This window comes from Streptomyces sp. NBC_01264 (assembly GCF_026340675.1).
Lineage (GTDB): Bacteria > Actinomycetota > Actinomycetes > Streptomycetales > Streptomycetaceae > Streptomyces.
In genome coordinates this window covers 52,006-75,405 of record NZ_JAPEOX010000001.1, presented here as the reverse complement: position 1 = coordinate 75,405, position 23,400 = coordinate 52,006, and the positions used below count along the sequence as shown (strand labels likewise).

The 23,400-nt window shown below is 65.7% G+C and carries 18 protein-coding genes and 8 pseudogenes; 15 read left to right on the top strand and 11 right to left on the bottom strand.

Annotation, left to right across the window (positions count from 1 at the left end; genetic code table 11):
* Positions 1-195 precede the first annotated feature (195 nt).
* Together OG435_RS00405 and OG435_RS00400 are read left to right on the top strand one after the other, a co-directional pair.
* Positions 196-906, top strand: a pseudogene (locus OG435_RS00405) (IS6 family transposase).
* A gap of 489 nt (positions 907-1,395) precedes the next feature.
* Positions 1,396-2,226, top strand: a complete 831-nt coding sequence (locus tag OG435_RS00400; RefSeq protein ID WP_266874730.1) for a Kelch repeat-containing protein — start codon at positions 1,396-1,398, stop codon at positions 2,224-2,226.
* Between the two features lie 213 nt (positions 2,227-2,439).
* On the opposite strand, the pseudogene OG435_RS00395 reads toward OG435_RS00400, so the two are convergent.
* Positions 2,440-3,676: pseudogene (locus OG435_RS00395) on the bottom strand (IS256 family transposase).
* Between the two features lie 170 nt (positions 3,677-3,846).
* Here OG435_RS00395 and OG435_RS00390 point away from each other — a divergent pair.
* A complete protein-coding gene (locus OG435_RS00390; protein WP_266874729.1) occupies positions 3,847-4,125 on the top strand; it encodes a hypothetical protein in 279 nt (92 codons plus the stop codon).
* A gap of 25 nt (positions 4,126-4,150) precedes the next feature.
* On the opposite strand, the pseudogene OG435_RS00385 reads toward OG435_RS00390, so the two are convergent.
* Positions 4,151-4,724: pseudogene (locus tag OG435_RS00385) on the bottom strand (IS6 family transposase); the annotation flags it as partial.
* A 39-nt stretch (positions 4,725-4,763) separates the two neighbouring features.
* Between OG435_RS00385 and OG435_RS00380 the strand changes: the two are divergent.
* A pseudogene (locus OG435_RS00380) lies at positions 4,764-5,078 on the top strand (transposase); the annotation flags it as partial.
* A 7-nt stretch (positions 5,079-5,085) separates the two neighbouring features.
* Here the strand turns inward: OG435_RS00380 and OG435_RS00375 are convergent.
* The 4 genes and pseudogenes from OG435_RS00375 to OG435_RS00360 all read right to left on the bottom strand — a co-directional run bounded on the left by OG435_RS00375 (position 5,086) and on the right by OG435_RS00360 (position 8,258).
* A complete protein-coding gene (locus OG435_RS00375; RefSeq protein ID WP_266882297.1) occupies positions 5,086-5,433 on the bottom strand; it encodes a hypothetical protein in 348 nt (115 codons plus the stop codon).
* A 471-nt stretch (positions 5,434-5,904) separates the two neighbouring features.
* On the bottom strand, positions 5,905-6,159 hold the full coding sequence (locus OG435_RS00370; protein WP_266874728.1) for a hypothetical protein: 255 nt from the start codon (positions 6,157-6,159) through the stop codon (positions 5,905-5,907).
* Between the two features lie 333 nt (positions 6,160-6,492).
* Positions 6,493-6,657: pseudogene (locus tag OG435_RS50585) on the bottom strand (IS6 family transposase); the annotation flags it as partial.
* A gap of 86 nt (positions 6,658-6,743) precedes the next feature.
* Positions 6,744-8,258, bottom strand: coding sequence for a thiol-activated cytolysin family protein (locus tag OG435_RS00360; RefSeq protein WP_266874727.1), 1,515 nt, complete (start codon positions 8,256-8,258; stop codon positions 6,744-6,746).
* Positions 8,259-8,918: 660 nt separating this feature from the next.
* Here OG435_RS00360 and OG435_RS00355 point away from each other — a divergent pair.
* From OG435_RS00355 to OG435_RS00340, 3 genes are all read left to right on the top strand, one after another.
* Positions 8,919-10,379, top strand: coding sequence for an IS1380 family transposase (locus OG435_RS00355; protein WP_266874726.1), 1,461 nt, complete (start codon positions 8,919-8,921; stop codon positions 10,377-10,379).
* Between the two features lie 1,705 nt (positions 10,380-12,084).
* A complete protein-coding gene (locus OG435_RS00350) occupies positions 12,085-12,507 on the top strand; it encodes a transposase family protein (RefSeq protein ID WP_266874725.1) in 423 nt (140 codons plus the stop codon).
* 472 nt (positions 12,508-12,979) lie between these two features.
* Positions 12,980-14,305 carry an MFS transporter gene (locus tag OG435_RS00340; protein WP_266874724.1) on the top strand — a complete coding sequence of 442 codons (1,326 nt, stop codon included), beginning with the start codon at positions 12,980-12,982 and terminating at the stop codon, positions 14,303-14,305.
* A 57-nt stretch (positions 14,306-14,362) separates the two neighbouring features.
* Here OG435_RS00340 and OG435_RS00335 read toward each other — a convergent pair.
* Positions 14,363-14,581, bottom strand: a pseudogene (locus OG435_RS00335) (IS110 family transposase); the annotation flags it as partial.
* Between the two features lie 1,110 nt (positions 14,582-15,691).
* On the opposite strand from OG435_RS00335, the gene OG435_RS00325 reads away from it, so the two are divergent.
* The 7 genes from OG435_RS00325 (at position 15,692) to OG435_RS00295 (ending at position 19,780) form a co-directional block, all read left to right on the top strand.
* A complete protein-coding gene (locus OG435_RS00325; protein WP_266874722.1) occupies positions 15,692-15,832 on the top strand; it encodes a hypothetical protein in 141 nt (46 codons plus the stop codon).
* 88 nt (positions 15,833-15,920) lie between these two features.
* Entirely contained in the window at positions 15,921-16,076 is a 156-nt protein-coding gene (locus OG435_RS00320) for a hypothetical protein (protein WP_266874721.1), read from the top strand.
* A gap of 135 nt (positions 16,077-16,211) precedes the next feature.
* The gene (locus tag OG435_RS00315) at positions 16,212-16,877 is read left to right on the top strand and encodes a DDE-type integrase/transposase/recombinase (protein WP_266874720.1); all 666 of its coding nucleotides are present in this window, start codon (positions 16,212-16,214) and stop codon (positions 16,875-16,877) included.
* Positions 16,878-17,241: 364 nt separating this feature from the next.
* Positions 17,242-17,802: an Lsr2 family DNA-binding protein gene (locus tag OG435_RS50580; RefSeq protein WP_430625545.1), complete on the top strand. Its 561-nt coding sequence runs from the start codon at positions 17,242-17,244 to the stop codon at positions 17,800-17,802.
* A gap of 238 nt (positions 17,803-18,040) precedes the next feature.
* Complete coding sequence (locus OG435_RS00305) at positions 18,041-18,385, top strand: transposase (RefSeq protein WP_430625736.1); 345 nt, start codon at positions 18,041-18,043, stop codon at positions 18,383-18,385.
* 145 nt (positions 18,386-18,530) lie between these two features.
* Positions 18,531-19,385 carry an IS5 family transposase gene (locus OG435_RS00300; RefSeq protein WP_430625544.1) on the top strand — a complete coding sequence of 285 codons (855 nt, stop codon included), beginning with the start codon at positions 18,531-18,533 and terminating at the stop codon, positions 19,383-19,385.
* Complete coding sequence (locus OG435_RS00295) at positions 19,382-19,780, top strand: hypothetical protein (RefSeq protein WP_266874717.1); 399 nt, start codon at positions 19,382-19,384, stop codon at positions 19,778-19,780. The genes OG435_RS00300 and OG435_RS00295 overlap by 4 nt, the downstream gene beginning before the upstream one ends.
* Here OG435_RS00295 and OG435_RS00290 read toward each other — a convergent pair.
* From OG435_RS00290 to OG435_RS00285, 3 genes and pseudogenes are all read right to left on the bottom strand, one after another.
* Positions 19,780-20,058: pseudogene (locus OG435_RS00290) on the bottom strand (IS30 family transposase); the annotation flags it as partial. The gene OG435_RS00295 and the pseudogene OG435_RS00290 sit on opposite strands and share 1 nt — an antisense overlap.
* A 61-nt stretch (positions 20,059-20,119) precedes the next feature.
* Positions 20,120-20,251: pseudogene (locus OG435_RS50575) on the bottom strand (IS3-like element ISTesp3 family transposase); the annotation flags it as partial.
* Positions 20,252-20,263: 12 nt separating this feature from the next.
* Positions 20,264-20,668, bottom strand: coding sequence for an IS3 family transposase (locus tag OG435_RS00285; RefSeq protein ID WP_266874715.1), 405 nt, complete (start codon positions 20,666-20,668; stop codon positions 20,264-20,266).
* Positions 20,669-20,778: 110 nt separating this feature from the next.
* Between OG435_RS00285 and OG435_RS00280 the strand changes: the two genes are divergently transcribed.
* Entirely contained in the window at positions 20,779-22,476 is a 1,698-nt protein-coding gene (locus OG435_RS00280) for an ISAzo13 family transposase (protein ID WP_430625543.1), read from the top strand.
* A gap of 11 nt (positions 22,477-22,487) precedes the next feature.
* Here OG435_RS00280 and OG435_RS00275 read toward each other — a convergent pair whose 3' ends face one another.
* Positions 22,488-23,330, bottom strand: a complete 843-nt coding sequence (locus OG435_RS00275) for an IS3 family transposase (RefSeq protein ID WP_266874714.1) — start codon at positions 23,328-23,330, stop codon at positions 22,488-22,490.
* Positions 23,331-23,400: the final 70 nt, after the last annotated feature.

Below are 23,400 nucleotides of genomic sequence, written 5' to 3'. Positions count from 1 at the left end.
GGGCGCTGTCACGTTGTCGGTGGTGTGATCGTTTGAGGGTGTGAAGAAGCCGTCGGGTCCTGGTTGCTCAGGCAGCGGAGGGCATGCCGGCGACGCCGGTGATTTGGTCCCAGATCGGGCACTGTCACCTTGTCCGACGGTCTGGGATGATCTTCGGGTTGTCCGTGTCCGGGGAGGGATGGGGTTCGGTCGTCTGTGGTGCCGTCGAACAAGAACCACCGCTACCCGGCCGAGATCATTGCGCACTGTGTGTGGCTGTACTTCCGCTTCCCCCTCAGCTACCGGGAGGTCGAGGAGATGATGCTCGAGCGGGGCGTGATCGTCTCCTATGAGACGGTCCGGCGCTGTTGTCGGAAGTTCGGCCAGACCTATGCCAATGCCTTGCGCCGAAGGCGTCCGCGGCCCGGTGACAAGTGGCATCTCGACGAGGTCTTCATCAAGAACGGCGGGGTGCAGAAGTACCTGTGGCGGGCCGTGGACGCCGACGGAAACGTCCTCGACATCCTCGTCCAGAACCGGTGAGATAAGGCTGCGGCCAGGCGCTTCTTCCGCCGGCTCCTCACCTCCACCGGGCAGATGCCCCGCGTGGTCGTCACCGACAAGCTGAAGTCCTACGGGGCCGCGCACCGTGAGGTGATGCCGTCGGTGGAGCACCGTGCGCACAAGGGGTTGAACAACCGGGCGGAGAACTCCCACCAGCCCACCCGGCAGCGCGAACGCGCGATGAAAGGCTTCCGCAGCGTCGGCGGCGCGCAGCGGTTCCTGTCCGCGTTCACCGGGATCTCACCCCACTTCCGACCCCACCGGCACCTGACGACCGCCGGACGCCACCGCTTCGAGATGACCGTCAGGTTCACGATCTGGAACCAGATCACCGGCGCCGCCGGCATGCCGGCCACAGCCTGAGCAACCAGCCGTTGAAGGCCTCTTCTTACCCTCCCGCGGTCACACCACCGACAACGTGACAGTGCCCAGAAAGGAGGCCCACCCGCAAGCCCTGGGCCCATGGAACCCGGCGTCATCCGGCACGTCAGCCGACGCGCACCCCTGACCAGAACCACCCACGGACAGACACCCTTCACGGGTACCCGCCGGACCGGGGCATGGAATGGCGCCCTCCCGCATTACACGACTCACGATCGGCACCATCCGATGGGACGAACAGGTGATTTTTCCTCTTCGGCAGTGAATTGCCGGAGCCGACGTGATCGGAGCCAAGCAGTATGGCGCCTCGCGGAGTCCTCCAACCCGCCGTCTGAGCAAGGACGGACGAGGACTCGGCGGCTTCCATCAGCCAGGCGAAGAAGGTCGAATATAATTATTCTGCAAGGGTCAGGGACGTCCGTGGCGTACCGCTTCCAACGACTCTCCACAATCGTTCACCGCCTCAGGGCCATGCCTCTCCTGCTCCTCACCGCGCTGCTGCTCGGATCGGGTGCGACCCTTGCCGGTACGGCGTCGGCCGACGGCACGGGCGGCGGCAGTTTCGTTGCCACCGGATCCATGACACAGCCCCGGTACTTCCAGACAGCGACCCCACTGCACAGCGGCAAGGTTCTTGTCGTCGGGGGACTCGGCGGGAACGCCGAGTCGGCCGAGCTGTACGACCCGGCCACCGGCACATTCACCGCCAGCGGCCCCATGACCACCCCCCGGGACACACACACGGCTACCCGGTTCAACGACGGCAAGGTCCTCGTCGCGGGTGGCAACAGCAACGGCGAGGACGGCGAACTGGCCTCGGCCGAGCTCTACGACCCCGCCGCAGCCACGTTCACCGCGACCGGATCCATGAGCGTGGCCCGGGAGTTCCGCACCGCGACCACGCTGCGCAGCGGCAAGGTACTGGTCGCAGGCGGCGACAACACCACCGGGGCGCTTGCCTCGGCCGAGGTGTACAACCCCAAGACGGGCACCTTCACCACCACAGGCAGCATGGCCGATGCGCGCAGCGTGCACACCGCGACACTGCTCGCCGACGGCACGGTCCTGGTCACGGGCGGGGGCTTTGGCAACACCTTCCTGGCTTCGGCTGAGGTCTACAACCCGCGAACCGGCAAGTTCGGCCCGACCGGCTCCATGAGCACCGCACTGGCGGGACAGACTGCCACACTGCTGCGCAACGGCCGTGTCCTGATCAACGGGGGCGGGAACCTCACCGAGATCACCGCCTCGGCGGAGCTCTACGTCCGCGGCTGTGGCGAGCGACGCTGTCCCTCAAACTGACCCCGGCCGATGGCCGGGCGTGCCGAACAAGGACAACGCCGGCGCTGTCACGTTGTCGGTGGTGTGTCAATCCCCTGGAATCGTAGAGTCCTCTCCTATGCGGCTTCGGCCTTCTGAAGGGCTTGGTCGCGTTGCTGGCTGATCTTCTGGGAGTATCACGAAAGCGTGTTCACCACTCGGTTGGCGTAGAGGTTTCTTGTTGGTCTGGTTGGCTCACACTCGTTCGGCCGAGAGGCGGCCGTCGAAGGCGATGTCGAACGCGTTCATGGCCTCCTTCCAGCGGCTGGTCCACCGCTTGCGGCCCTTCCCGGTCGGGTCGAGGGCGCGAGGGTGGTGAGGTTGAGGCGCTTGAGGGCGGCGGTCTCGTTCGGAAAGTGCCCGCAGGCGTTGACCGAGCGCCGGCAGCGGGCGTTCAGGCCCTCGATCGCGTTCGTCGTCGAGATGATCTTCCGGATCGGCGGCGGGAAGCTCAGGAAGGGCACCACCTCGCTCCAGGACCGTTCCCAGGCACGGACCGCGGCCGGGTACTTGGCCTGCCACTTCTCGCTGAACTCGGCGAGCCGGGCAAGGGCCTCGTCCTCGTTGGCGGCGGTATATACGGGCCGGAGGTCGCGGGCGGCTTTGTCCCAGTCCGCGCGTGAGATGTACTTCAGCGTGGTGCGGATGAGGTGAACGATGCAGAGCTGGACCACCGTGGCGGGGAAGACGGTGCTGACGGCCTAGGACAGGCCCTTGAGGCCGTCGCAGACGAGCATGAGGACGTCCCTCACTCCGCTGTTCTGCAGCTCGGCGAGGACGTTCTGCCAGTACTTGGCGCCCTCGCCGCCGTCCCCGGCCCACAGTCCGAGGATCTCGCGGTGGCCGTCGCAGGTGACCGCGAGGACCACGTAGATGGGGCGATTCGCCACCGCACCGTCTCTGATCTTGACGTTCACGCAGTCCACGAACAGGACCGGATCGAGCGGGCGCGTGCGCCAGTCGGCCATGGCGTCCAGGGCCTTGTCCGTGATGGTGGAGACCGTCTCCTTGGAGGTCTCCATGCCGTACGTTTCGGCGAGATGCGCGACGATTTCCCCGGAGGTGAGGCCCTTCGCGGTCAGCGAGAGCACCATCTCCTCCAGGCCGCCGGTGCGGCGCGTACTTCGGCAGCAGGCCAGAGGTGAAGGTGCCCAGCCGGTCCCGGGGAACCTGCACCGTCACGCTGCCGACCTCCGTCATCACCTTCCGGCGCCGGTCGCCGTTGCGGGCGTTGCCCCGGACCGCGATCCCCGGCCGCCGGTGCGGCCGGCCCCTCGGCCAGGTGCACGTCCATCTCCGCCTCGACAGCGGCCTGCATCAGGTGCAGGGTGAGTTCGACCAGCCGGCCGCCCTCGCCCATCAGCCGCAGCCCGCCGTCACGGGCCTTGCCCGCGGCGAGCTCGGCCAGCTCGTCCAACAGAGCGGGACTCAGCCCGTGCGCCGCCGCCGCTTCCCGGCTCGTCGCCGTCGTCTTCGATGCCACACCAGCACTGCCAACACTCGCATCCCGCACCGCAACCGACACGCCGTCAGCGTCCTCGATCAGGTGACCATTCTCCGCGTCCATCAGGGATCCCTTCAGAGCGGGTGTCCACCTGATTCATGACACTCCCGCGCCTCGGTCGGAGGATGCGGCTGCTCGCGGCGGTCGAGGCGCTGCTGGCGGACCCGTCGATCTCGGGGTTGAAGGACACGCCGAAGCTGGCGGCCGTGGTGCTGTACGCGAAGTCGCGGGCGCCGAAGGGCCAGAAGAACGACCTCCAGACCTCGACCTGGGGCGCGGAGCTCGGCCGGTGGCTGGGTGTGGGCGAGTCGACGGTCCACCACAAGGTGTTGCCGGGGCACTGTCACGTTGTCGGTGGTGTGACCGTGGGAGGGTAGGAAGAGGCCTTCAACGGCTGGTTGCTCAGGCTGTGGCCGGCATGCCGGCGGCGCCGGTGATCTGGTTCCAGATCGTGAACCTGACGGTCATCTCGAAGCGGTGGCGTCCGGCGGTCGTCAGGTGCCGGTGGGGTCGGAAGTGGGGTGAGATCCCGGTGAACGCGGACAGGAACCGCTGCGCGGAGCCTGGGCTGCGGAAGCCTTTCATCGCGCGTTCGCGCTGCCTGGTGGGCTGGTGGGAGTTCTCCGCCCGGTTGTTCAAACCCTTGTGCGCACGGTGCTCCACCGACGGCATCACTTCCCGATGCGCCGCCCCGTACGAGGCGAGTTTGTCGGTGACGATCACCCGGGGCACCTGCCCGGTAGAGGTGAGGAGTCGGCGGAGGAAACGCCTGGCCGCAGCCTTGTCACGCCGGCCCTGCACCAGGGTGTCCAGGACGTTTCCGTCGGCGTCCACGGCCCGCCACAAGTACTTGTGCACCCCGCCGATCTTGACGAAGACCTCATCCCAGGTGCCATTTGTCACCAGGCTGCGGACGCCTGCGGCGCAGCGCGTTGGCGTAGGTCTGGCCGGACTTCCGACACCAGCGGCGGACCGAAGATCATCCCAGACCGCCACCGACAACGTGACAGTGCCCTACCGAGACCTGCTGGTGAGAGCCCATATCCAGCTCGGCGGCCCGATCGTGGTGGTCTGGGACAATCTCAACACCCACCTGGCCGCCGGGCTGAAGCGGTATGAGGCCGAGCACGACTGGCTCACCACTATTCGCCTGCCGCCCTATGCACCCGATCTCAACCCCGTCGAGGCCGTCTGGTCGCTCGTGCGCAGGGCCATGGCCAGCACCGCCTTCGGCACACCCGACGACCTCGACCGCAAACTCCGCAGAGAGTTACGCAGAATCCAGCGCCGGCCCCACCTAATCGACGGCTGCCTTACCGCCACCGACCTGCTCTACATCAGCAAATCAGGTGGCTGGGGCAGCGCGCGATACTTGCCACGATTACAGCTTCTCCGGGGGCGTCGACCTGCCCGTAGCGGACCTCGATGTGATCGGCGCCGGGAGTGGGTGCGAAGATTGCACCCTTCCAGCGGGTGACGGTGTCGATCCTGACGTCATCTCCGATCGCAAAGTTGCCCGCGCGGGAAGAAGTGTCCGGATTCCACAGGAAATACACGCCCCCAGGCTCGACGTGCGGGTCGTGGTCGATGCGCAGCATCCAGGTGACCGAGCCGCTCATGGTTCGCATGGCAACCCATTCGAGGTTGCTGAGTTCTATCCCGGCCGCGAGGGCGTGGGGGGTCATGTTCTCCTGGGAAGAGGTGAACCTTGCGTTCGTTGATTCGGCTGCTGTCGCCGTACTAGAGGATCCCAGCAGGGCGACCCCTATGAAGGGCGCCACAAGTGCCGCACAGGCTGCCCGCTTTGTGAAACTCATACCCGCTCCTAGTGTCTCGTGATGTCATTTGTGTCGCTTTTTGTTACGAGTTTTATGGTGTTGGTCTAGATGAGGTGGACCTTCTTCATGGTCTTTTCGCGATTGTGGTTCATGTGAACTTTTTGGCTTCGAAGTTCCAAGAGTTCACGGAGTTAGCAGAGCCCCCAGGCGAGCGGCGCTGATGCTGACTGAGGGAATGAAAACCGACAACGGCCGGGGGCTCTGTCACGCCGCTACCGACCTGGACCCGCCTCTTTGGCCCACCTAGATGGGATGGAGAGGATCAGGGGCCAAGCAGAGAATGCGAGTGGAATGTCATTTCCGCTTCGGGGCAGGAGTTTAGCTGAAACCTTGTATGGTGCACTCGTTTTCCCGGGCCTCTTCCAGCCACGCAGGACGGGGATCTGCGAAATAGTAGATGTTTCCCGCAAGCCACTCGTCGACCTCGTGCTGGATCTGAACGCAGGGCGAGGATACCTTCGCGGCTGCGGAGTTCTGATTCTGGGAGGGGGCGGCCTGAGCCGTACCCAGTCCCGCGGTGGCGACGGCGACCGCAGCGACGATGATGCCTGTGACCTTGAAGGCGGTACTCATGTAGTGCTCCATCCGACAGGCGGAGATCTTCCGCCCGTCCTCGAGTTCAGGCTGGATATCTTTCGCGGATCACGCGAACCCATCCCAGCCGTTCAGTCTTCAACAATGTGCCTGACGTGCCCCCGCAAAAACAAACCCGTGCGCTAGATCAGGCCAACACGGCAGCTGTAGATAGTTCTGACGGTGTGTATTGCGGCTGGTCAGCGGTGCGAGGGGACTCGAGGGGGTGCCGATGGCCGTCTCGATCATGACGGTCGTTGTCGCCTTCCCAACGCCGTGATCGTTTGATGGCGCGTGTGCGAGGTCCGGTGGGGGATGCGATTCAGACGTGGCGGGCAGGCCGGTGCTGCTGGTGATCTGGTTCCAGATGGTGAAGCGGAGGCTCATTTCGAAGCGGTTGCGGGCGGTAGTCATGGGGCGGCGGTGGGGTCGGAAGTGGGGTGAGATCCCGGTGAACACGGAAAGGAAGCGCTGCGCTCCGCCTACGGTGCGGAATCCCGGTTCTGGAGTTGTAGGGGTTCAGCGGCGGGCGGCTGAGAGGCATCTGCCGCTGAACCCCGTTCAGTCGGGCTCTCTCACGTAGTTCAGTTCTGTATGTCTTCGGCGACGGAGGGCTGCAGGGTCGTGCCGGAGATGGTGATGGCACGGTTGCCGACCAGCTGCAGGCCTTCCTTGTCGTAGATGGTGCGCCAGCCTTCCCACACCAGACCGGTGTTCTCCTGGATGCGGACCTTCACGTGGCGGGCGTTGCCCTTGAGGTGGATCTCCGCGCCGAAGGGAGCCGTCTTGCCCACACCATTTTGGGACCAGTTCATACGGGTCAGGACTTCCTTGCCGGTTTTGTCATGGCTCAGCTCGTCCCACGAGATGTCGTAGCGCGCTACGTACCACCCTTTGTGCTGCAGGGAGATGCGCCCGCGGGAGAACTCGGTGGCCTTCGTCTCGACGTAGTCGGACGTGTTGTTGACGGTGGCCGGTTGATTGTCTTTGAGGAAGGATGTGGAGTAGGAGATTGGAGCGCCGGGGCTGAGACGGCCGTAGCGGCTCCCATCCTGGATGATCTGCTTGAGGTCGCTGACCTTGCCGCTGATGACCTTCGTGGCATCGCTGGAGTCGCCACCCAGGATCACCGCGGAGAAGGACGTGTTGTTGAGGATGTGCTGCACCTCCGTGTCGCCGCTGACTCCGCCTCCCTTGATGGCTGCGGAGAACGCGGCTTGGACCTGGGTGCTGCGGCTTTCGGTCTCCAACTTGATGTACATCGAGCGGCCGTAGGACACGCTCGACACGTAGGCCGCAGGGTTCGCGTTGGACACGCCGCGGGCGCGCAGGTCCTCCGGGGTGACCGAGGCATCGAACACCGCCCCCGGGCTGATGGGCGCGTCCATGCTCACCGTGTAGTAGATCTGCTTGAAGTTGACCACCTGGATCTGCTTGTCCCCGGAGGCCACGCCCGAGAAGTCGATGTTCAGTGGCGAGGCCACCTTGTCGAAGGACAGCCCGAACTTCGCCTTCAGCTGGGACATGCTGTAGGCCATGGTCTCGTCGTACTGAATTCTTGCCGGGATGGTCGGGTACGTCGTTGCCGTGCGCGCGTTCCACCGCTCGAGAAGCGTGTTGACGCCTGCCCGCGCTGAACTGGTGGACGGCTGCTTGACGACGATCGAGTTGGTGCTCCCCGTCATCCCCGGCAGGTCGACGCTCAGAGTTGCCGGCGCCCGTTGTGCGGAGATGAGCGTCGGGTTGTTATCCAGGAGGGACACGTTGGCCTGAAGCAGCGCGCCCGGGTACGTCTTGTCCTCGTTCGCCCCGACCGCGGCTATGTCGGCCGTGCGCGTGGAGAGGGACTTCTTCTCCCTGGTGAGGACGATGAACTTCCCGTCCTTCTCCTCCGACTGGTTGGGCGGGACGTTGGTGACCTTGTCCCCTTGGTGGGTCAGCAGTTTGTCCTTGTCGTAGGACATTCCCAGCAGGTAGTTGTCGAGCGCTGTGCTCGAGACGCCCAACGTGCCGGCGTGTGCAGGCCCGCCTGCAAGAACGGCGCTGCTCAGCAGCAGCACCGTTCCCATGCCGAGCGTCGACAGAATCTTCCGTCTCATGGTGTCGCCTCACCCTTTCGTGTAGGGGTACGTAAGCCGATCGGACACGGTGTGTCCGCGGCACGGCCGAGCCGGCTGACACGAAGGCTGGCGCGCTACGCGCGTCGACTTTGGCCCGGAGGGGCCCTAATGCCATCGTCAGACCGAGTGGTTGCTCGACCGTCCTGTTTCGCGGGGCCGCCAGCACTACCGGCGCCCCCGCCGTCGGAGCTGTCACCCAGGAATGCCCCAGTCCGAGCAGATCGCTGTTGGGACACCCTGGTAGGCGGGCTAGAACGAAGCCAGGGGGGTGACCGTGAGGTTCACCTGGGTGCAGGACTGACTCGTCCTTTGCTCGTACTGGTTCACGTAACCAACGCTCCTCCTGCGGCCAGCACAGCGGCAGCGGCCGGAACAGCCATAGGGGGACGATGCATCGTTGGCAACTCCTTCATCTCGTTCTCATTCACCGTGCCGTTGGTGTCACCTCAGGCGCCACTCCCGGCGACGAAATCCGGCCAGGAGACGCTGCGCTGGCAGAGCCGGGTAATAACCTCGTGTATTCAGCTACGAGGGCCGTTCGTCAGTGATGTGACGCCCTGACAGTGGAAGGGTGCCCCTGACCTGCGATGATCTGGATTTCCTAGATCAAGAACGTCGCAGAGTGGGGGCACCCAACAGGTGCAGGCTACCGAATGGGATCACCGGCTCGTCGTGCGGGCCGACGGCAGGAACCTGGTCGGGCACGCGGGCGTGGTGCTGCTGCGCCGGACAGCGGACCGCGTCGGGCTGACCCGGGCCCTGACCGTCGCGCTGCCGCAGGGCGTCGGGCCGGGGTGGCGGGATCGCGGGATGGTGCTGGTCCAGCTGGCCTGCGCGATCGTCCTCGGCGCGAGGAACATCCTGCAGGCCGAGCAACTGCAGCATCACTGGCGGCCGTTGTTCCCCCGTCCGGTCTCGGACAGCACTCTGTGGCGCACGCTGGAAGCCATCGACGGTCCGGTCGTAGCCCGGGTGGAGCGCGTGCGCGCCGTGATACGGCGTGGGGTGTGGACGCTGCTCGCCCTGCGCCCCGGCGGGTTCCCCTGGATCTCGGTATGCGGGCGCAAGCTCACCGGCTGGTACGTCCTCGATCTCGACGCCACCCTGGTGACCTGCACCAGTGGCAAGGAGGGCGCGGCCGGCACGTTCAAGGGCGGCTATGGGCATCATCCGCTGGGCGCGTGGGTGGCCAACACCCGCGAATGCGTGACGATGCTGCTGCGGCCGGGCAACGCGGCGTCCAACGACATCGCCGACCACAAGAGCGTCCTGGCCGCCGCGCTACGTCAGCTCCCGCTGCCGCTGTGGTCGAAGCTGCTGGTGAGGATCGACGGCGCGGCCTTCAGCCACGGCCTCCTTGAGCATCTGCAGGCGCTGAGCACCAGCCGCCGCCGGGTGCGCTGGGTGACGGGCTGGGCCATCAACACCGCCGACGAGGCCGCGATCGCGCTGCTGCCCGACAACGTATGGAGTGAAGCCCTGCGCCAAGACGGCGAGGTCCACGAGATCAAGGGGCCGGACGGACAGAAAGTCACCTACCAGGCAGCCGAGCTGACCGGGGTCCGCGACCTTGGCGGCTGGCCCGAGGGGATACGGCTGATCGTGCGCCGGGTCAAACCCTCGCGCCGCGACCTGAAGAAGCTGACCGCTTTCGAGCAGCACACCGGCTGGCGCTACCAGATCATCGCCACGAACATCCCCGCCCACCAGGGACTTTCCGGGGTTCCGGGCTCCGGACAGGTGTGGTTCGTCGACGCTCTCTACCGTGATCACGCCGAGGTCGAGGACCGCGTGAAAGCGATCAAGAGGGTCGGGCTCGGGCTGCTGCCCTCCAAGTCCTTACAGCTCAACGCCGCCTGGATGCTGGCCGCCACGATCGCCGCCGACCTGGACGCCTGGACCCGGCTCCTCCTCCTGCACGACGAACCCGAACTCGCCGCCGCCGAACCGGAGACGATCCGGACGAAGCTCTACCACTTGCCCGCCCGCCTCACCACCCACGCCCGCCGGCGCACCCTGCACCTCGACCGCGCCTGGCCCTGGGCGCCGGCGTTCGCCACCGCCTGGCAGCGGGCCACCCAGCTCCCATCCCTCACCTGACGGACAGCCACCACCCCAACGACACCGCAGAGGAGAGGACCCGCAGCACCCTCGGGCCCGTGGAACCCGACGCCCCGCAGCGTCACGCGACGGCCCATCCTCGAACGACAGAGGACATTACGGGCAAACCACCGAGCCGACCAGCGTCACACCGCAAGTGAAGAATCGAGGATAAAGGGGCGCCACGCTGCGAAAATGGCAGGTGCGGGTCCTCTTCGAGCTTTTATCCTCGTGGACCTCGACTGCAGTCTCGAAGTGTCTGGCGGACTAAGAACAGGTCCTTGAGGGTCCGCGGACAAGAACGCGTGATGGGCTGCGATAACGACCCCATGCGTGAGGGTCGTCAGCGGGCATCGACGGGCGTTTGCCGTGCCTCGACGGCGTGATGCCACCTCTCTTGTCAAACATGACCTATTTTGATCAAAGAGCTCGGTGGGCCGCCTTGGGAATCGATTTTTTCATCGGCTGAACACCAAAGGTCGCTTACGGCAGACCGGTTGCTCGCGCTTGCGCCGGCCGAGGGGTGATTCGAGGTCAGCGCGGGACCGTTTTCGTGCATGGCGTGAACTGTGAGGATTTCCCCGTAATGGGTAGATAGAGTCAAATGTGTCCGTTCCGTCAGATTTTCGCCAATCCGGCACGACATCAAAGGGCAGTGGTACTAGTCTCTTTGGTGCGGGAGTCCGGCACGGTGCTGTCTGGTATTCGTCGTGCGCTGGGGCTGCCGACCGGAGCAGTAGGTGACCGAAGGAGACCTACTGCCAGTTGCACTGCAGTGCTCATATCCCGCTGAGGTGCGGCGAAGCGTTCAGGGCTCCCGTGACTCCAGCGAGAGAGGCGCGGGGCGGTTGGAGGGCAACGTCAGACAGTCTTGGCGTGAAATCATTCAATGCAAGCCCGGTTCTACGCTCATGGTGGGCCGACCCTGGGGTTCGGGCGTCGGTGAAAAGCTTGCCTGAAAGGGGGATATTTTCGGCAGGAAGCGGTGACAGCATTCGAGCGGCTGCAGTGCACCACTACTCAATTCGGACGCACTCAGGTTCGGATGCGCATGACTTTCGGATGTCTGGGCTAACGGGAAGCGCCCCTAGAACCTGGGCAGCCGAGGCGGTTTTGCGTGGGATATGATTGTCGACTTGGGGCGTGAGAAGCCCCAGGAAATGGATGGAGCGCATCCGCGGAATTTTCCGCGTGTTGAGGCTTGTGCTGAATTCAGCGATGCTGATGTACTCATTCAGCAGGGCATTGTCACGTCGTCGCCAGAATGATCGTTTGATGGCGAGTCAGGGCAGGGCTTGATCAAGTTCCGTAGGTGTTCGGATTGTGGGTGATGCCGAGGATGCGGAGTGCTCGGTGGGGTTCGTAGCGGATCGCCCGGGTGGTCTTGGCGATGTTGTCGGCCCCAGGGCTGAAGCGTTCTCGTCTGTCGAGATGGCTGGTTGGTCCTGATCGTGGGTGTTCGACCTGATGGGCCGGTGGATGCACGAAGGACGCGACCTCTGATGATCAAGGTGTTGAAGCCATTGATCGTTCAGGGGTCGCGTCCGTATGTCAGTTTCCACGATCGAAGTCCTGTCCTGCCATCGTGCCCGCATAGCGGACTTGCCGGCCGCAGAGCCGGAGGACCTGGTCCATCTCGCCGAGGTACTGGAGGTCCTTCCCGATCCGCGTCGGCTGCAGGGGCGTCGGTACCCTCGGCGCGCTGTTGGCTCTGTGTGCCGTCGCTGTCCTTGGCGGTGCTGCCGCGCTGGTGTCCATCGCCCGGTTCGCGGCCGGTGCCCCGCCCGAAATCCGGACCCGCCTCGGCCTGGAGAGGAGTGTCCCGGGGGCGTGCACGCTGGGGCGGCTGCTGGCCCGCATCGACGCCGATGCTCTGGACCGGGCCGTCGGCGACTGGCTCGCCGGCCAGCTGGAGCCCGCCGACGGACTGCGGGCCCTGGCCGTGGACGGCAAGTCCCTGCGCGGCTCGCGCACCCACGATCCCGTCGCCGTCCACCTGCTTGCCGCGGTCCTGCACGGCGAGAAGACGGTGATCGCCCAGCGTCAGGTCGACTCCAAGAGCAACGAGATCACCGCGTTCCGGTCCCTGCCCCCCCCCGTTGGAGCTGGTCGGCACCGTCGCTGCTGACGTAGACCGAGCACGCCCGGGCGATCGCCGACCACATGCGAGCCCAGCTCGTCGTCGACGCGCTGGCGCCTGCCGGGCGAACCCGCGGCAGTCTCGATGAAGCGATCATGCACACGGACCACGGGTCTCAATAGCGGCAAGCTTCAACGCCGCCTTCAAGAGGGAGACACTCAAAGGCCGCAAAGGCTGGTCCAGCGACCGCGAGGCCAGGCTCGACGGCATGGGATGTCTGACCCGATACAACGCCCGCCGCCGGCGCTCCCGCCTCGGCCAGCGGTCCCCGATCGCCTACGAGAACGACCTCCAACCAACAGCAACTACCCTGGCCCGAGCCGCATAGACGTGTTCAAAATCCGGGGTCAAGGGCCGCGTTGCGTCGACTCCGCAAGCAAACGACGTAACGTCTTAACCCAGACGCGCGCCGTTCACGTTGCGCCTGCATCCATCAGCGCCACGGTGGAACGGTTCCTCCATGACCACCCCCGATCCGATCGTTTCAGGTGCGGTTCGCAAAGCGGCGCTCCGCGTATTGCCGCTGCTCGGCGCACTGGCGACAATGAACTTCCTCGACCGCGCCAACGTAGGCTTCGCCGCTCTGCGGATGAATGCCGACATCGGACTGAGCGCAACGGCGTTCGGGCTGGGCGCGGGCCTGTTCTTCCTCGGTTACTTCTTCTTCGAGGTACCGAGCAATCTCCTCCTGCACCGCGTCGGTGCCCGGCGCTGGATCGCACGAATTGCGCTGACCTGGGGCATCGCAGCCAGCGCTCAGGCCTTTGTCGACAGTCCCACCGCCTTCTTCATCGTGCGGTTCCTCCTCGGGGTCGCGGAAGCGGGCTTCTTCCCCGGGATGGTCCTGTATCTGACGTACTGGTTCCCCCGCCGCCACCGCGCCCACATGATGTCTCTGCTGCTTCTCGCGCTGCCCATGGCCTCGGTCATCGGCGCCCCGGTCTCCACCCTGATCATGGAACACGGGGCAGGGCTCCTCGGCTTCGATGCTGGCTGGCGCACCATGTTCTTCCTTGAAGGACTGCCCTCCATTCTGCTCGCCGTCGCCTGCTGGGCCTTCCTGCCGGACCGGCCGCAGGAGACGAAATGGCTGACCTCACAGGAACGGCAGGCGCTGGCGGACACCATCGAGGCAGAAGACCGTGTGCGAGTTCCCGACCCCCCGGGGCTGCGCCGCAGCCTGCGAGATGCGCGCGTCCTGGTCCTGTGCGCCGTCTACTTCGGCGTCGTGTACGGGCTCTACGCCCTGACCTTCTTCCTTCCGCAGGTCATCGCCGGATTCGAGAGCGGCTTCGGCGTGCGGCTCGACCTCGTCGAGGTCGGCCTTGTGTCCGCCATCCCGTTCGCCTGCGGCGCGGCCGGCATGCTTTGGAACGCCAGGCACTCCGACCGCAAGGAGGAGCGCGTTTTCCACCTGGCCGCCCCGTCATTCATCGGTGCGGTGGGCGTGGCGTGCTCGCTGTACTTGCAGTCCCCCTACCTGGCCGTCATCGCCCTTTCCGTCTGCACCGCCGGGGTACTCGCCGCCCTTCCGGTGTTCTGGCAGGTGCCGGCCGGCTTCCTCGGCGGCGTCGGTGCAGCAGGCGGCATCGCCCTCATCAACTCCTGCGGCAACCTGAGCGGATTTGCTGCTCCCTTCGTCACCGGCTGGCTCAAGGACGCCACCGGCGACTTCCGTGCCGGCATGTGGGCGGTTGCCGCATTCATGACACTGGCGGCGGTGCTCACCGTTGCCTTCCGCCGCCGCCTCGTCGAGCACGGCGACGGGCTAGAGGACAAGCCCTGACGCGTGCGGCAAGGCCGGTGCGCGCGGTGGTGCAGGGGGGGTCCCCTATGGGGTTGGTCAAGCTGATGGGGCGGGTTGGGGTTCGCAGAAGGTGCCGTCGCGAGTATCGCGAAGAGCACGTCGTCTCGCGATGCAGAGAAGGGCTTGCGTGTGGTGCTTGCCCTGGCTGGTCTTCCTGTCGTGGTAGGCCCTGGAGGCCGGGTCGGCCAAGGCGGCGAACACGGAGAGGGAGAAAGCCTGTTTGAGCTGCTTGTTTCCGCGCCTGGAGGCACTGTCACGTTGCTGAAAATAGCGTGGGCATGCCAGGAAATTCGATCGTTTTCGAGGTTGCCGACGAGGAGAATTTCCCGTCCGGCTGTGCAGCTAGGTCGCTCGCCGCAAGATCTATTGACCTAGGCATGCCATGCGACGTTAACGTGACAGTGCCCATCCAGAGGGCAGTGAAAGTCGAGCGGACACGCTTTCTGTGGCCAGGACGGGCGAGTGAAAGCGGACGCGGTCACACTGGCGAGACAACGAGATGGTCAGGGAGGTCAAATGAGCTGGGCATCGTGGACGACCCGCGCGGTCTTCGCCCACCCCGATGGTGTGAAGACCGCAGAAGTGGGTCCCGTTCTTACCGGCGAGCTGGATGTCCACACGACCTGGACCAAGGACGACTGTCTGGCACACGTTACTGTTCAGTACAGTGGTGGAGCCGAGTGGCTCCAGCTTGCCGGAAGCCCCGTCCTCTGCCCCGGGGAGGCAGAGAGCCGCACTTTGCACGACGCGGTCATTCACGCCATTCGGGCCGGAGAACCCCGCCCGCTGAGCATCGCCGATCGCTGGGCCCACCCGGCAACGGGAGCAGACGCGTCCACCTGAACAAACCGAGTCACGTCCGGTGGCATCAATACCGTGGCCCCGGCCACCATTTTCGGTTGGTTTCCTCCGACCAGTGGTGGCGTGACAACCGGTCTCTCCGCCGGTTGGTGGGGGGATTGTGGGACTGGTCGAGCGTAGAACGGAAGAAGGAGGAACCTCCGACGAAGGGTGGCGCACACGTGAACGCGAACCAAGGTCACCCGGGTCGGAATGTAGGCCGCCTCGATGTTTTCCCCGTGCAGTGGGCAGAGGGGCTTCAAGCCGCTGACGCCGTTGAGGACGCCTATGACTTCGTGGTCGAGTCGTACAGTGTGGTCCAGAATCCTGACAGGTATCGGAAGCACCGCTCTGCGGTCCGCTGGCAGGGTAGCGCGACGGGTTCTACTGCCGCTTCAGCAGCGTGACTGACAGCGGGCTCGCCTCGTAGAGCAATCCGCAGCGAAGCCCTCCCTGTCACCGTTGGATGATACATCCAGTTTTGGCGGGTTGGCCTGGTAGGGCGAGACAGGAGCATCACCCCCTATGGCCAGCAAGAAGTCCCCCGCGATAGAGCCTGCGGCGAAGCCGAGGCGTCGTTCGTTCGCCCCGGAGTACAAGCTGCGGATCGTGGCCGAGTACGACGCGGCCCCGGCCGGGGGAGAAGGGCGCGATCCTGCGCCGTGAGCGCCTGTACCACTCCCACGTCATCGAGTGGCGCCAGGCCAGGGACGCCGGCGGGCTGGAGAACCTGACCGACAAGCGGACCAGCGCGGTGCGGTCGAAGAAGTCCCTGGCCGAGGCCGAGGTGGAGAAGCTGCGGAAGCGGCTCGAGCGCCTGGAGAGGGAACTGGCGAAGAGGGACGCCGCCCTGGAGGTCATGGGAAAAGGGGTCGCGCTCTTGGAACTGCTTGCCGAGAGCGCGGACTGAACGAAGAGGTCGAGGAGCATCTCGACATCTCCACGGGGGAGTTGACTCCGCTGGTTGGGGCGGTGGCGGCCTGCCGGCTGACCGGCCGGTCCCGGGCCACCCACCACCGTCGTCTCCACCCGCGGCCCACCGTGCGTGAGGCGCGACCGGCACCGGTCTGCGCGCAGAGCGGGACAGAGCGCGAGGCGATCCTCGCGGGGATGGACTCCCCGCGCTACGCGGAGCTGCCGCCCACGCAGATCTGGGCCCGCGAGCTGGACGAGGGCCGCTACCACTGCTCGAGCCGCACCATGTATCGCATCCTCGAGGCAGCCGGTCAGAGCGGAGAGCGTCATCGCCAGGCCACCCACCCCGCCAAGACCGTGCCCGAACTTCTCGCCACCGGACCCTCGCAGGGTCGTCACCTGGGACATCACCCGCCTGCCCGGGCCGGAGAAGGGGATCTGGTACCACGCCTACGTGATCATCGACATCTACAGCCGTTACATCGTTGGCCACACCGTCGAAGTAGCCGAAACCGCCGAGCGGGCAGAGGAGTTGATCCGCGAGACCATCGACCGCAACGGCATCGTCCCCGAGACCGCGCATGCGGATCGCGGCACCTCGATGACCAGCAAGAAGGTCTCTCAGCTGCTGATCGACCTCGGTGTCACCAGGAGTCACTCCCGCCCCAAGGTCAGCAATGGCAACCCCTTCTCCGAGAGCCAGTTCCGCACCACGAAGTACTCCGCCGACTATCCCGAACGGTTCGACTCCCTGGCGCACGCACGGGAGTGGATGGACGCCTTCATCGCGTACTAAAACCACGATCACAGACACTCCGGGAGCGGCCTGCACACCCCTGCCTCGGCCCACTTCGGCACCGCCGAGGAGGTCCGTGACCAGCGGGCCGTCACCTTGGCCGAGCCATTCGAGCGCCACCCCGAACGCTTCGCCCGACGGCCACGGCCACCCGAGATACCCGGCATGGTCTGGATCAACGACCCGGCCAAAAGAAGCGAACCCGAACAAAAAGCCTCATAGCGACACGAACATCTCATTTGGCTTGACATCTACCGTAGGCGCCGGATGTGGCGCGCCGAAACTACGCCGAAGCACTGTCCCCTTAGGGGAGGCACGCTCCTTGTAGTGACGGCCCACTGAGGGAGGTCGAACGGAGGGCGACATGACTAAAGAGACTGAGAGCAGGGTCCACCAAGCCCTGAAGGACGAAGGTACTTCAATGCCTGCTGCCTGGCTCATACGGGAGACAGGATTGAAACGCCTTGACCTCGTGGCCATGGAGAACAGGGGAGTGCTCCTCAGCGATCTGGTCAGGGTCAGACCTGGCTGGCCAGTCATCCGTGTTTACAGACTCCCGTACGCCCAGATGACGGCAGAGGAAGTGCGCGGACACGCGGTAAGGAGGGGCCTGGTAGAAAGGAACGACGGAACGCCGGTTACCGCGGCCGAATACCGGTTGTACGATCGATGGCTCCGCTCGCAAGATCGCCTGGCAGTAGTTCGGGAGTCACACGAGCGCAAGCAAGCCGAAGTCTACGCCCGGTTGAACGCCCAAGACGCTGCCGCAGCGTGGGTACGGAATCGCTCCGCGCGCATCCGGCTCTGGGGCATTGCAAACGGTCACCGGGTCGGGGAGCGGGGTCGACTTCCCGCCTGGCTGGTGACGGCGTATGAAGCTGACCAAGGCGATGTGGAACGGAGGGGACCGCAGCCCTCCGAGTAACAGCAAGGGTCTGGATGTCCACGGAGCGCCGTGGCAGCGCGTAGCCGGCAGTCCGGGTCAGGGAAGACAATCGCGGCCGCAGTAGCAAATGCCCTGGACTATTTCCCCGGCGGCCAGATCCTCATCACCGTCCCGACCCTGGATCTCCCAGCGCAGACCGCACAGGGGGCCTCCCCCTGAGTGGGGGACACGCTGATACTGGATCTTGGTTGATCCGGAGGAAGCGAGAAGACCGCCGATCGCGCTGAAGGACTATTCGGACGAGTTCAAGGCAGATGCTGTGGCCCTGTACGAGTCCACGCCCGGTGCGACGTACAAGGGCATCGCCGCTGACCTGGGCGTCAATCGGGCGACCCTGCGGGAGTGGGTGCTGCGGGACCGCGAACGTCGTGGCGTCACCGCCGCTGCTGTGATGCAGGCTGCCGGCCACGGGGCGGCGGTGTCGCCCAGTGATCCGGACGAGCGGGTCCGGCGGCTGGAGGCCCGGGTGGCCGAGCTCGAGGCCAGTGAGCGCAAGCTCGCCACCGAGCGGGACATACTCCGCAAGGCGGCCAAGTATTTCGCCGGAGAGACGAACTGGTGACCAGCCGCTTCCAGTTCGTTGACGACCACCGGGCCACCTATGAGTGGGCGTTAAGTCCGATCTTCCTCGGTTCGTGATCGCTCGATCGTGGTACTGATCGCGGTCCGGACCGCCTCGTGGGCATGTCCATGTTGAGATGCGGGGCGTGAAGAGAGAGCCGTACCTCAGCGACTTATCGGACGAGCAGTGGGCGTTAATCGAGCCGATGGTCACGGCCTGGAAGCAGGGCCGGGTGGCCCGGTCGGCGACCGGAGATCCCGGGTCCTGCGACCTGCGGGAAGTCGTGAACGCGATCTTCTACCAGAACCGGACGGGCTGCCAGTGGCGCTTGCTGCCGCACGATCTACCGGCCTGGTCGGCGGTGTTCTACTACTTCCGCCTGTGGCGCGAGGACGGGCTGGACCAGCGGATCCAGGAACTCCTGCGCTGCCAGGTCCGTGAGAAGGCCCGCCGGTTAGAGGACCCGTCCCTCGTGATCATCGACACCCAGTCCGTCCGCGCGGCCGCCGGTGTGCCGAAGGCCACGACGGGGCTGGACGCGAACAAGAAGGTGTCGGGGCGAAAGCGGGGACTGGCCGTGGACGTCCTGGGTCTGGTCATCGGTGTTGTCGTGCTGGCCGCCTCCGCCCACGACAACGCCGCCGGCACCATCCTGCTCGACCAGGCTGCCGAGCGGTGCGGGATGCGCCTGGAGAAAGCCCTGGTGGACCAGGGCTTCAAGGACGAGGTCATCATCCACGGCGCCCTGCTGGACATCGACGTCGAGGTCGTCCACCGCAACCCCGCTGACCAGGGCAAAGGGTTCGTCCCGCAGCCCAAGCGGTGGGTGGTCGAGCAGACGAACGGCACGCTGATGCTGCACCGGCGTCTGACCCGTGAGTATGACCACCGGCCCGACACCTCCGCCTCACGCGTCTACTGGGCCTCCACCGCGAACATGACCCGCCGCCTCACGATACCGAGTCCCGCCTGGCGCGACACTCTCGGACTGGCCGCGTGAACGTCGCCGAACTCCTCGCCGGCCTCCAGACCCAGCACGACGAGGCCACCGCCCGAGTCGGGGAACTACGCGGCCAGATCGAGCACCTCACCGCCGCCCTGGCCGAGATCGAAGCGCGACTTGCGGATCTGACCACCACCCGGAAGGTCGTCACGGAACTCGCGCCGACCGGAGACGAGCCCGATCCGACCGAGACGAACACCGCCTACCAGACCATCGTGAACGCCTTCAACCAGCACCCCGACCAGGCATTCAGGGCTCGTGAGCTGCACGAACTCCTCGGCCTGCCCACCCACGAGGCGTCCGTCAACATCACCCGCAGCCGCCTCGGACGCCTCACCCGCCAAGGCTTCCCCACCCAACCCGAACGCGGCCGCTACCAGAAACGGACTTAACGTCCTCTGAGAAGCGCGATTTCTTCCCGCTCGCGAAACGACAGGTATCTGCCCGAAGGCGGCTTCGGATCGAACGGTCGCATGCCGCCACACTGGCGGTACCAGCGCGTCGCGACCGCCGGCGCCACGCCGACGACGGCCGCGGCCTCCTCGGCAAGAAGGCCCTTGGCGATCTCCGTCCAGAACGCCGCCTCGACATGACGCTGGTACTTCGGATGCCCCGGAGACCTCAACTTCGGACGCACCGCCCTGTCCGCTGCCTGCTGACGACGAACCACCCCACACCTCCACGATCACGAGGTGTTGCGACGACCAGTTGAATCCGCCCTGAGATCCGTGGTCCGTGCGCATCACCGCTCCGGCCAGGCTCCCGCGGGTCTGCTCAGCAGCCGCCAGGGCATCGATGACGAGCTCGGCTCGCATGTGATCGGCGATCGCCCACCCGGCCAGCCGTCGTGAGGCGAGGTCGATGACGGTCGCCAGTTAGAGCGGCTTCGAGCCGCTGACCGGCAGATATGTGATGTCGCCGACGTACTTCGTGTTCACCGCGGCCGCGGTGAAGTCACGGCCGATCAGATCCGGCGCTTTCGACGCGGCCTGGTCCGCAATGGTGGTGCGGTGCCGACAGCGCAGGCGGACTCCCCCGAGCCCGATGGTCCGCATGATCCTCGCGACCCGCTTGTGATTGACCACCGGGCAGCCCTCGTCCCGGAGCTCGGCGGTGATCCTGGGGGCTCCGTAAGTGCCGTCAGAGTCCTGGTGGACCTTGCGTATCCGAGCCACGAGCACGGCCTCGACGGCGTGCCGGGCCGCTCTCGCGGCCGCGGTGCGGCGCCAGTAGTAGAAGCTCGACCGGGAGAGACCGAGGATTTCGCAGAGCCGCTTCACGCCGTGACGGCGGTGGTGATCTTCAACGAACTGGCAGCGGTTCAGGAGCCGTAAGGGAACTATTGCTTGATCTGGGCAAGTTACCTGGTTTCGTATGATAGTTGCCTTGTATGGCGATTACGGATGAAGTCCTTGTGATGTTGGATGTGAAGTTCGCGGCGGTGTTACCGCATCTGGATGAGCGGCAGCGCCGTCTGTATCTGGCTTCCGAGGCCGAGGCGCTGGGCCATGGGGGAACCGGGGCCGTGGCCAGGCTGGCGGAGGTCTCTGAGTCGACCATCGCGCGGGGGCGTGAAGAACTGGCGGGTGGAGCGAAGGCGCTGGGACGGGTGCGCCGACCCGGCGGCGGACGGAAGTCTGCGGCCGAGCGTGACCCTGGGCTGGTGGCGGCTCTCGAGTTGCTGATCGAGCCGCGGGTGGTAGGTGATCCGGTATCGCCGTTGCGCTGGACCACTGCCTCGCTTCGGGATCTGTCACGGGAGCTCGGTGATGCGGGACATCCGGTCAGCGCCCCGGTGGTCGGCGGGCTGCTGCGGGCAAGGGGCTTCAGTCTGCAGGGCATGGCCAAGACCCGGGCCGGCAGCCAGGTGCCCGACCGGGACGCGCAGTTCCGGCACATCAACACCGCCGCCGAACGCTTCCCGGAGGAAGGGCTGCCGGTGGTGAGCGTGGATGCGAAGCAGAAGGAACCGATTGGTGACTTCGCCCGGCCCGGCCGCACCTACCGCCCCAAAGGCGAGCCGATCAGCGCCCCCGACCACGATTTCATCCGACCCGATACCCCGCTCGCCATCCCGTACGGCATTTACGATCTGGGGCGCGACAGCGGCTGGGTGAACGTGGGAACCGACCGGAACACCGCTGCCTTCGCGGTGGAATCCCTGCGCCGCTGGTGGAAGGCCCAGGGGCGCAGGGACTATCCCGCAGCGGACCGTCTGCTGGTGACCGCGGACTCCGGCGGGGCCAACTCAGCCGACTCCCGCCTGTTCAAGATGGGCCTGGCCGGCCTCGCTGATGAGTCCGGCCTGGCCATCACCGTAATGCACTTTCCACCGGGTACTTCAAAATGGAACAAAGTCGAACACCGGTTGTTCTCCCGGATCACCCACAGCCTGCGCGGGCAACCTCTGACCAGCTACGAAGTGCTGCTGGAGACCATCTCGGCCACCCGCACCCGCACCAGCGCCGGCCTGACCGTCACGGCTGCACTCGACGAGAACGCTTACCCCACCGGCCGTGTCCTCTCCCGGGCCGAACGCAAGAGCGTCGACCGGCGCGTCAGACGAGACGACTTCCACGGCGAATGGAACTACACCATCGCCCCACGAGCCCCTGACCAGATTCTTTCAGAAGGCCCATACGACGAGTCGGGACCGCCGATCCCGGCCGAGGCCACCTTTCTCCTCGCCCATCCCGTTCTGACTGGCCTGACACGCGAAGAATTTGACGAGCTCCTCCTCAGGCTCGAACCGTGCCGCCAAGTCCTTGCCGAAGCCCAACGCCAAAGAGAGGGGCGAGATCGGCGAGGTCGTAATCCCGGCTTCGGCATCCTCGACCACCTCCACCGCATCCTGGTCGCCCTGCTCAGAAGCCGCAACACCGTGACCCTGACCTTGATGGGCAAGATCCTCGGCTACGACCGCAACACCTTGAGCTACCACGCCAAGACAAGCAGGCCACTGCTGGCCTTCGCCGGAAACGATCTCACTCCCACCCTCACCTCACGAACGCACCCGCCACGAACGCTTGAAGCTCTGAAGCACGTGATCGAACACCACGACAACAACATCAACTCAGGCAGTAGTTGAATTACGGCTCCTCACCAGCGCGTCTCCGTCGCGAAATACCGGGCCGCCTTGCGGAGGATGTCGCGTTCCTCCTCCAACTCGCGGATCCTCTTGCGTGCCGCGGCCAGCTCCGCCTGAACGTCATCACCGTCGGCCTGCTTGGCGGCCGGCGGCACGGAGTGGGCGCCGGGTCGGCGCCCGTCAGCGGCCCGGATCCAGTTCCGCAACGTCTCGGTATTCACCCCGAGATCGGCCGCGACGGACTTGATCGTCGCTCCCGGCCTCGAGCGGTACAACGCGACCGCGTCCGCCTTGAACTCGATGGGATAGTGCTTCATCCCACGGGGACTCCGTTCTCCTGGACCATCAAGATCCAAGTCTCGCCGGTGTCCAAAACCCGGGGTCAAGGCCCCCGGTCCGGGGCCCGCTGAACGTGCTGGTCCGCGTCCTGGACCGTGGTGGTGACCTTCTTGCCGCGTACCGCCCTCGGACAGGCCAGCGGCCTTCATCAGCCGCTCGACGGTGCAGCGGGCCACGTCAGGGTCGCCGGCCCGCTTGAGGGCGGCCCACATCTTGCGGACCCCGTAGACGCCGTAGTTCTCGCGGTGGATCTGCTTGAGGACCTCAGTCAGCTCCGCGTTGCGCACGGCCCGCGCGGAGGGCTGCCCCTTCACGTGGGCGTAGTAGGTGGACGGGTGGATGCTGCAGTCGTGCTCAGTGAGAATCCTGCAGATCGGCTCGACTCCGCCGAAGCGGTCCCGGTGCTCGGCAATGAACGCTACGAGCGTGTGTGTGGCCGGTCGAGCTCGGCCGCGAAGAAACTCACCGCGGCCTTCAGGATCGGTGAACCGCGATTCGGTGACCGGCGCGGTCACGCCGACCGGTCTCGCCGAGCTTGCCCGCCGACGGCGTGGGAGTGCTGCGCGCACGTCACCCGCGCGACGC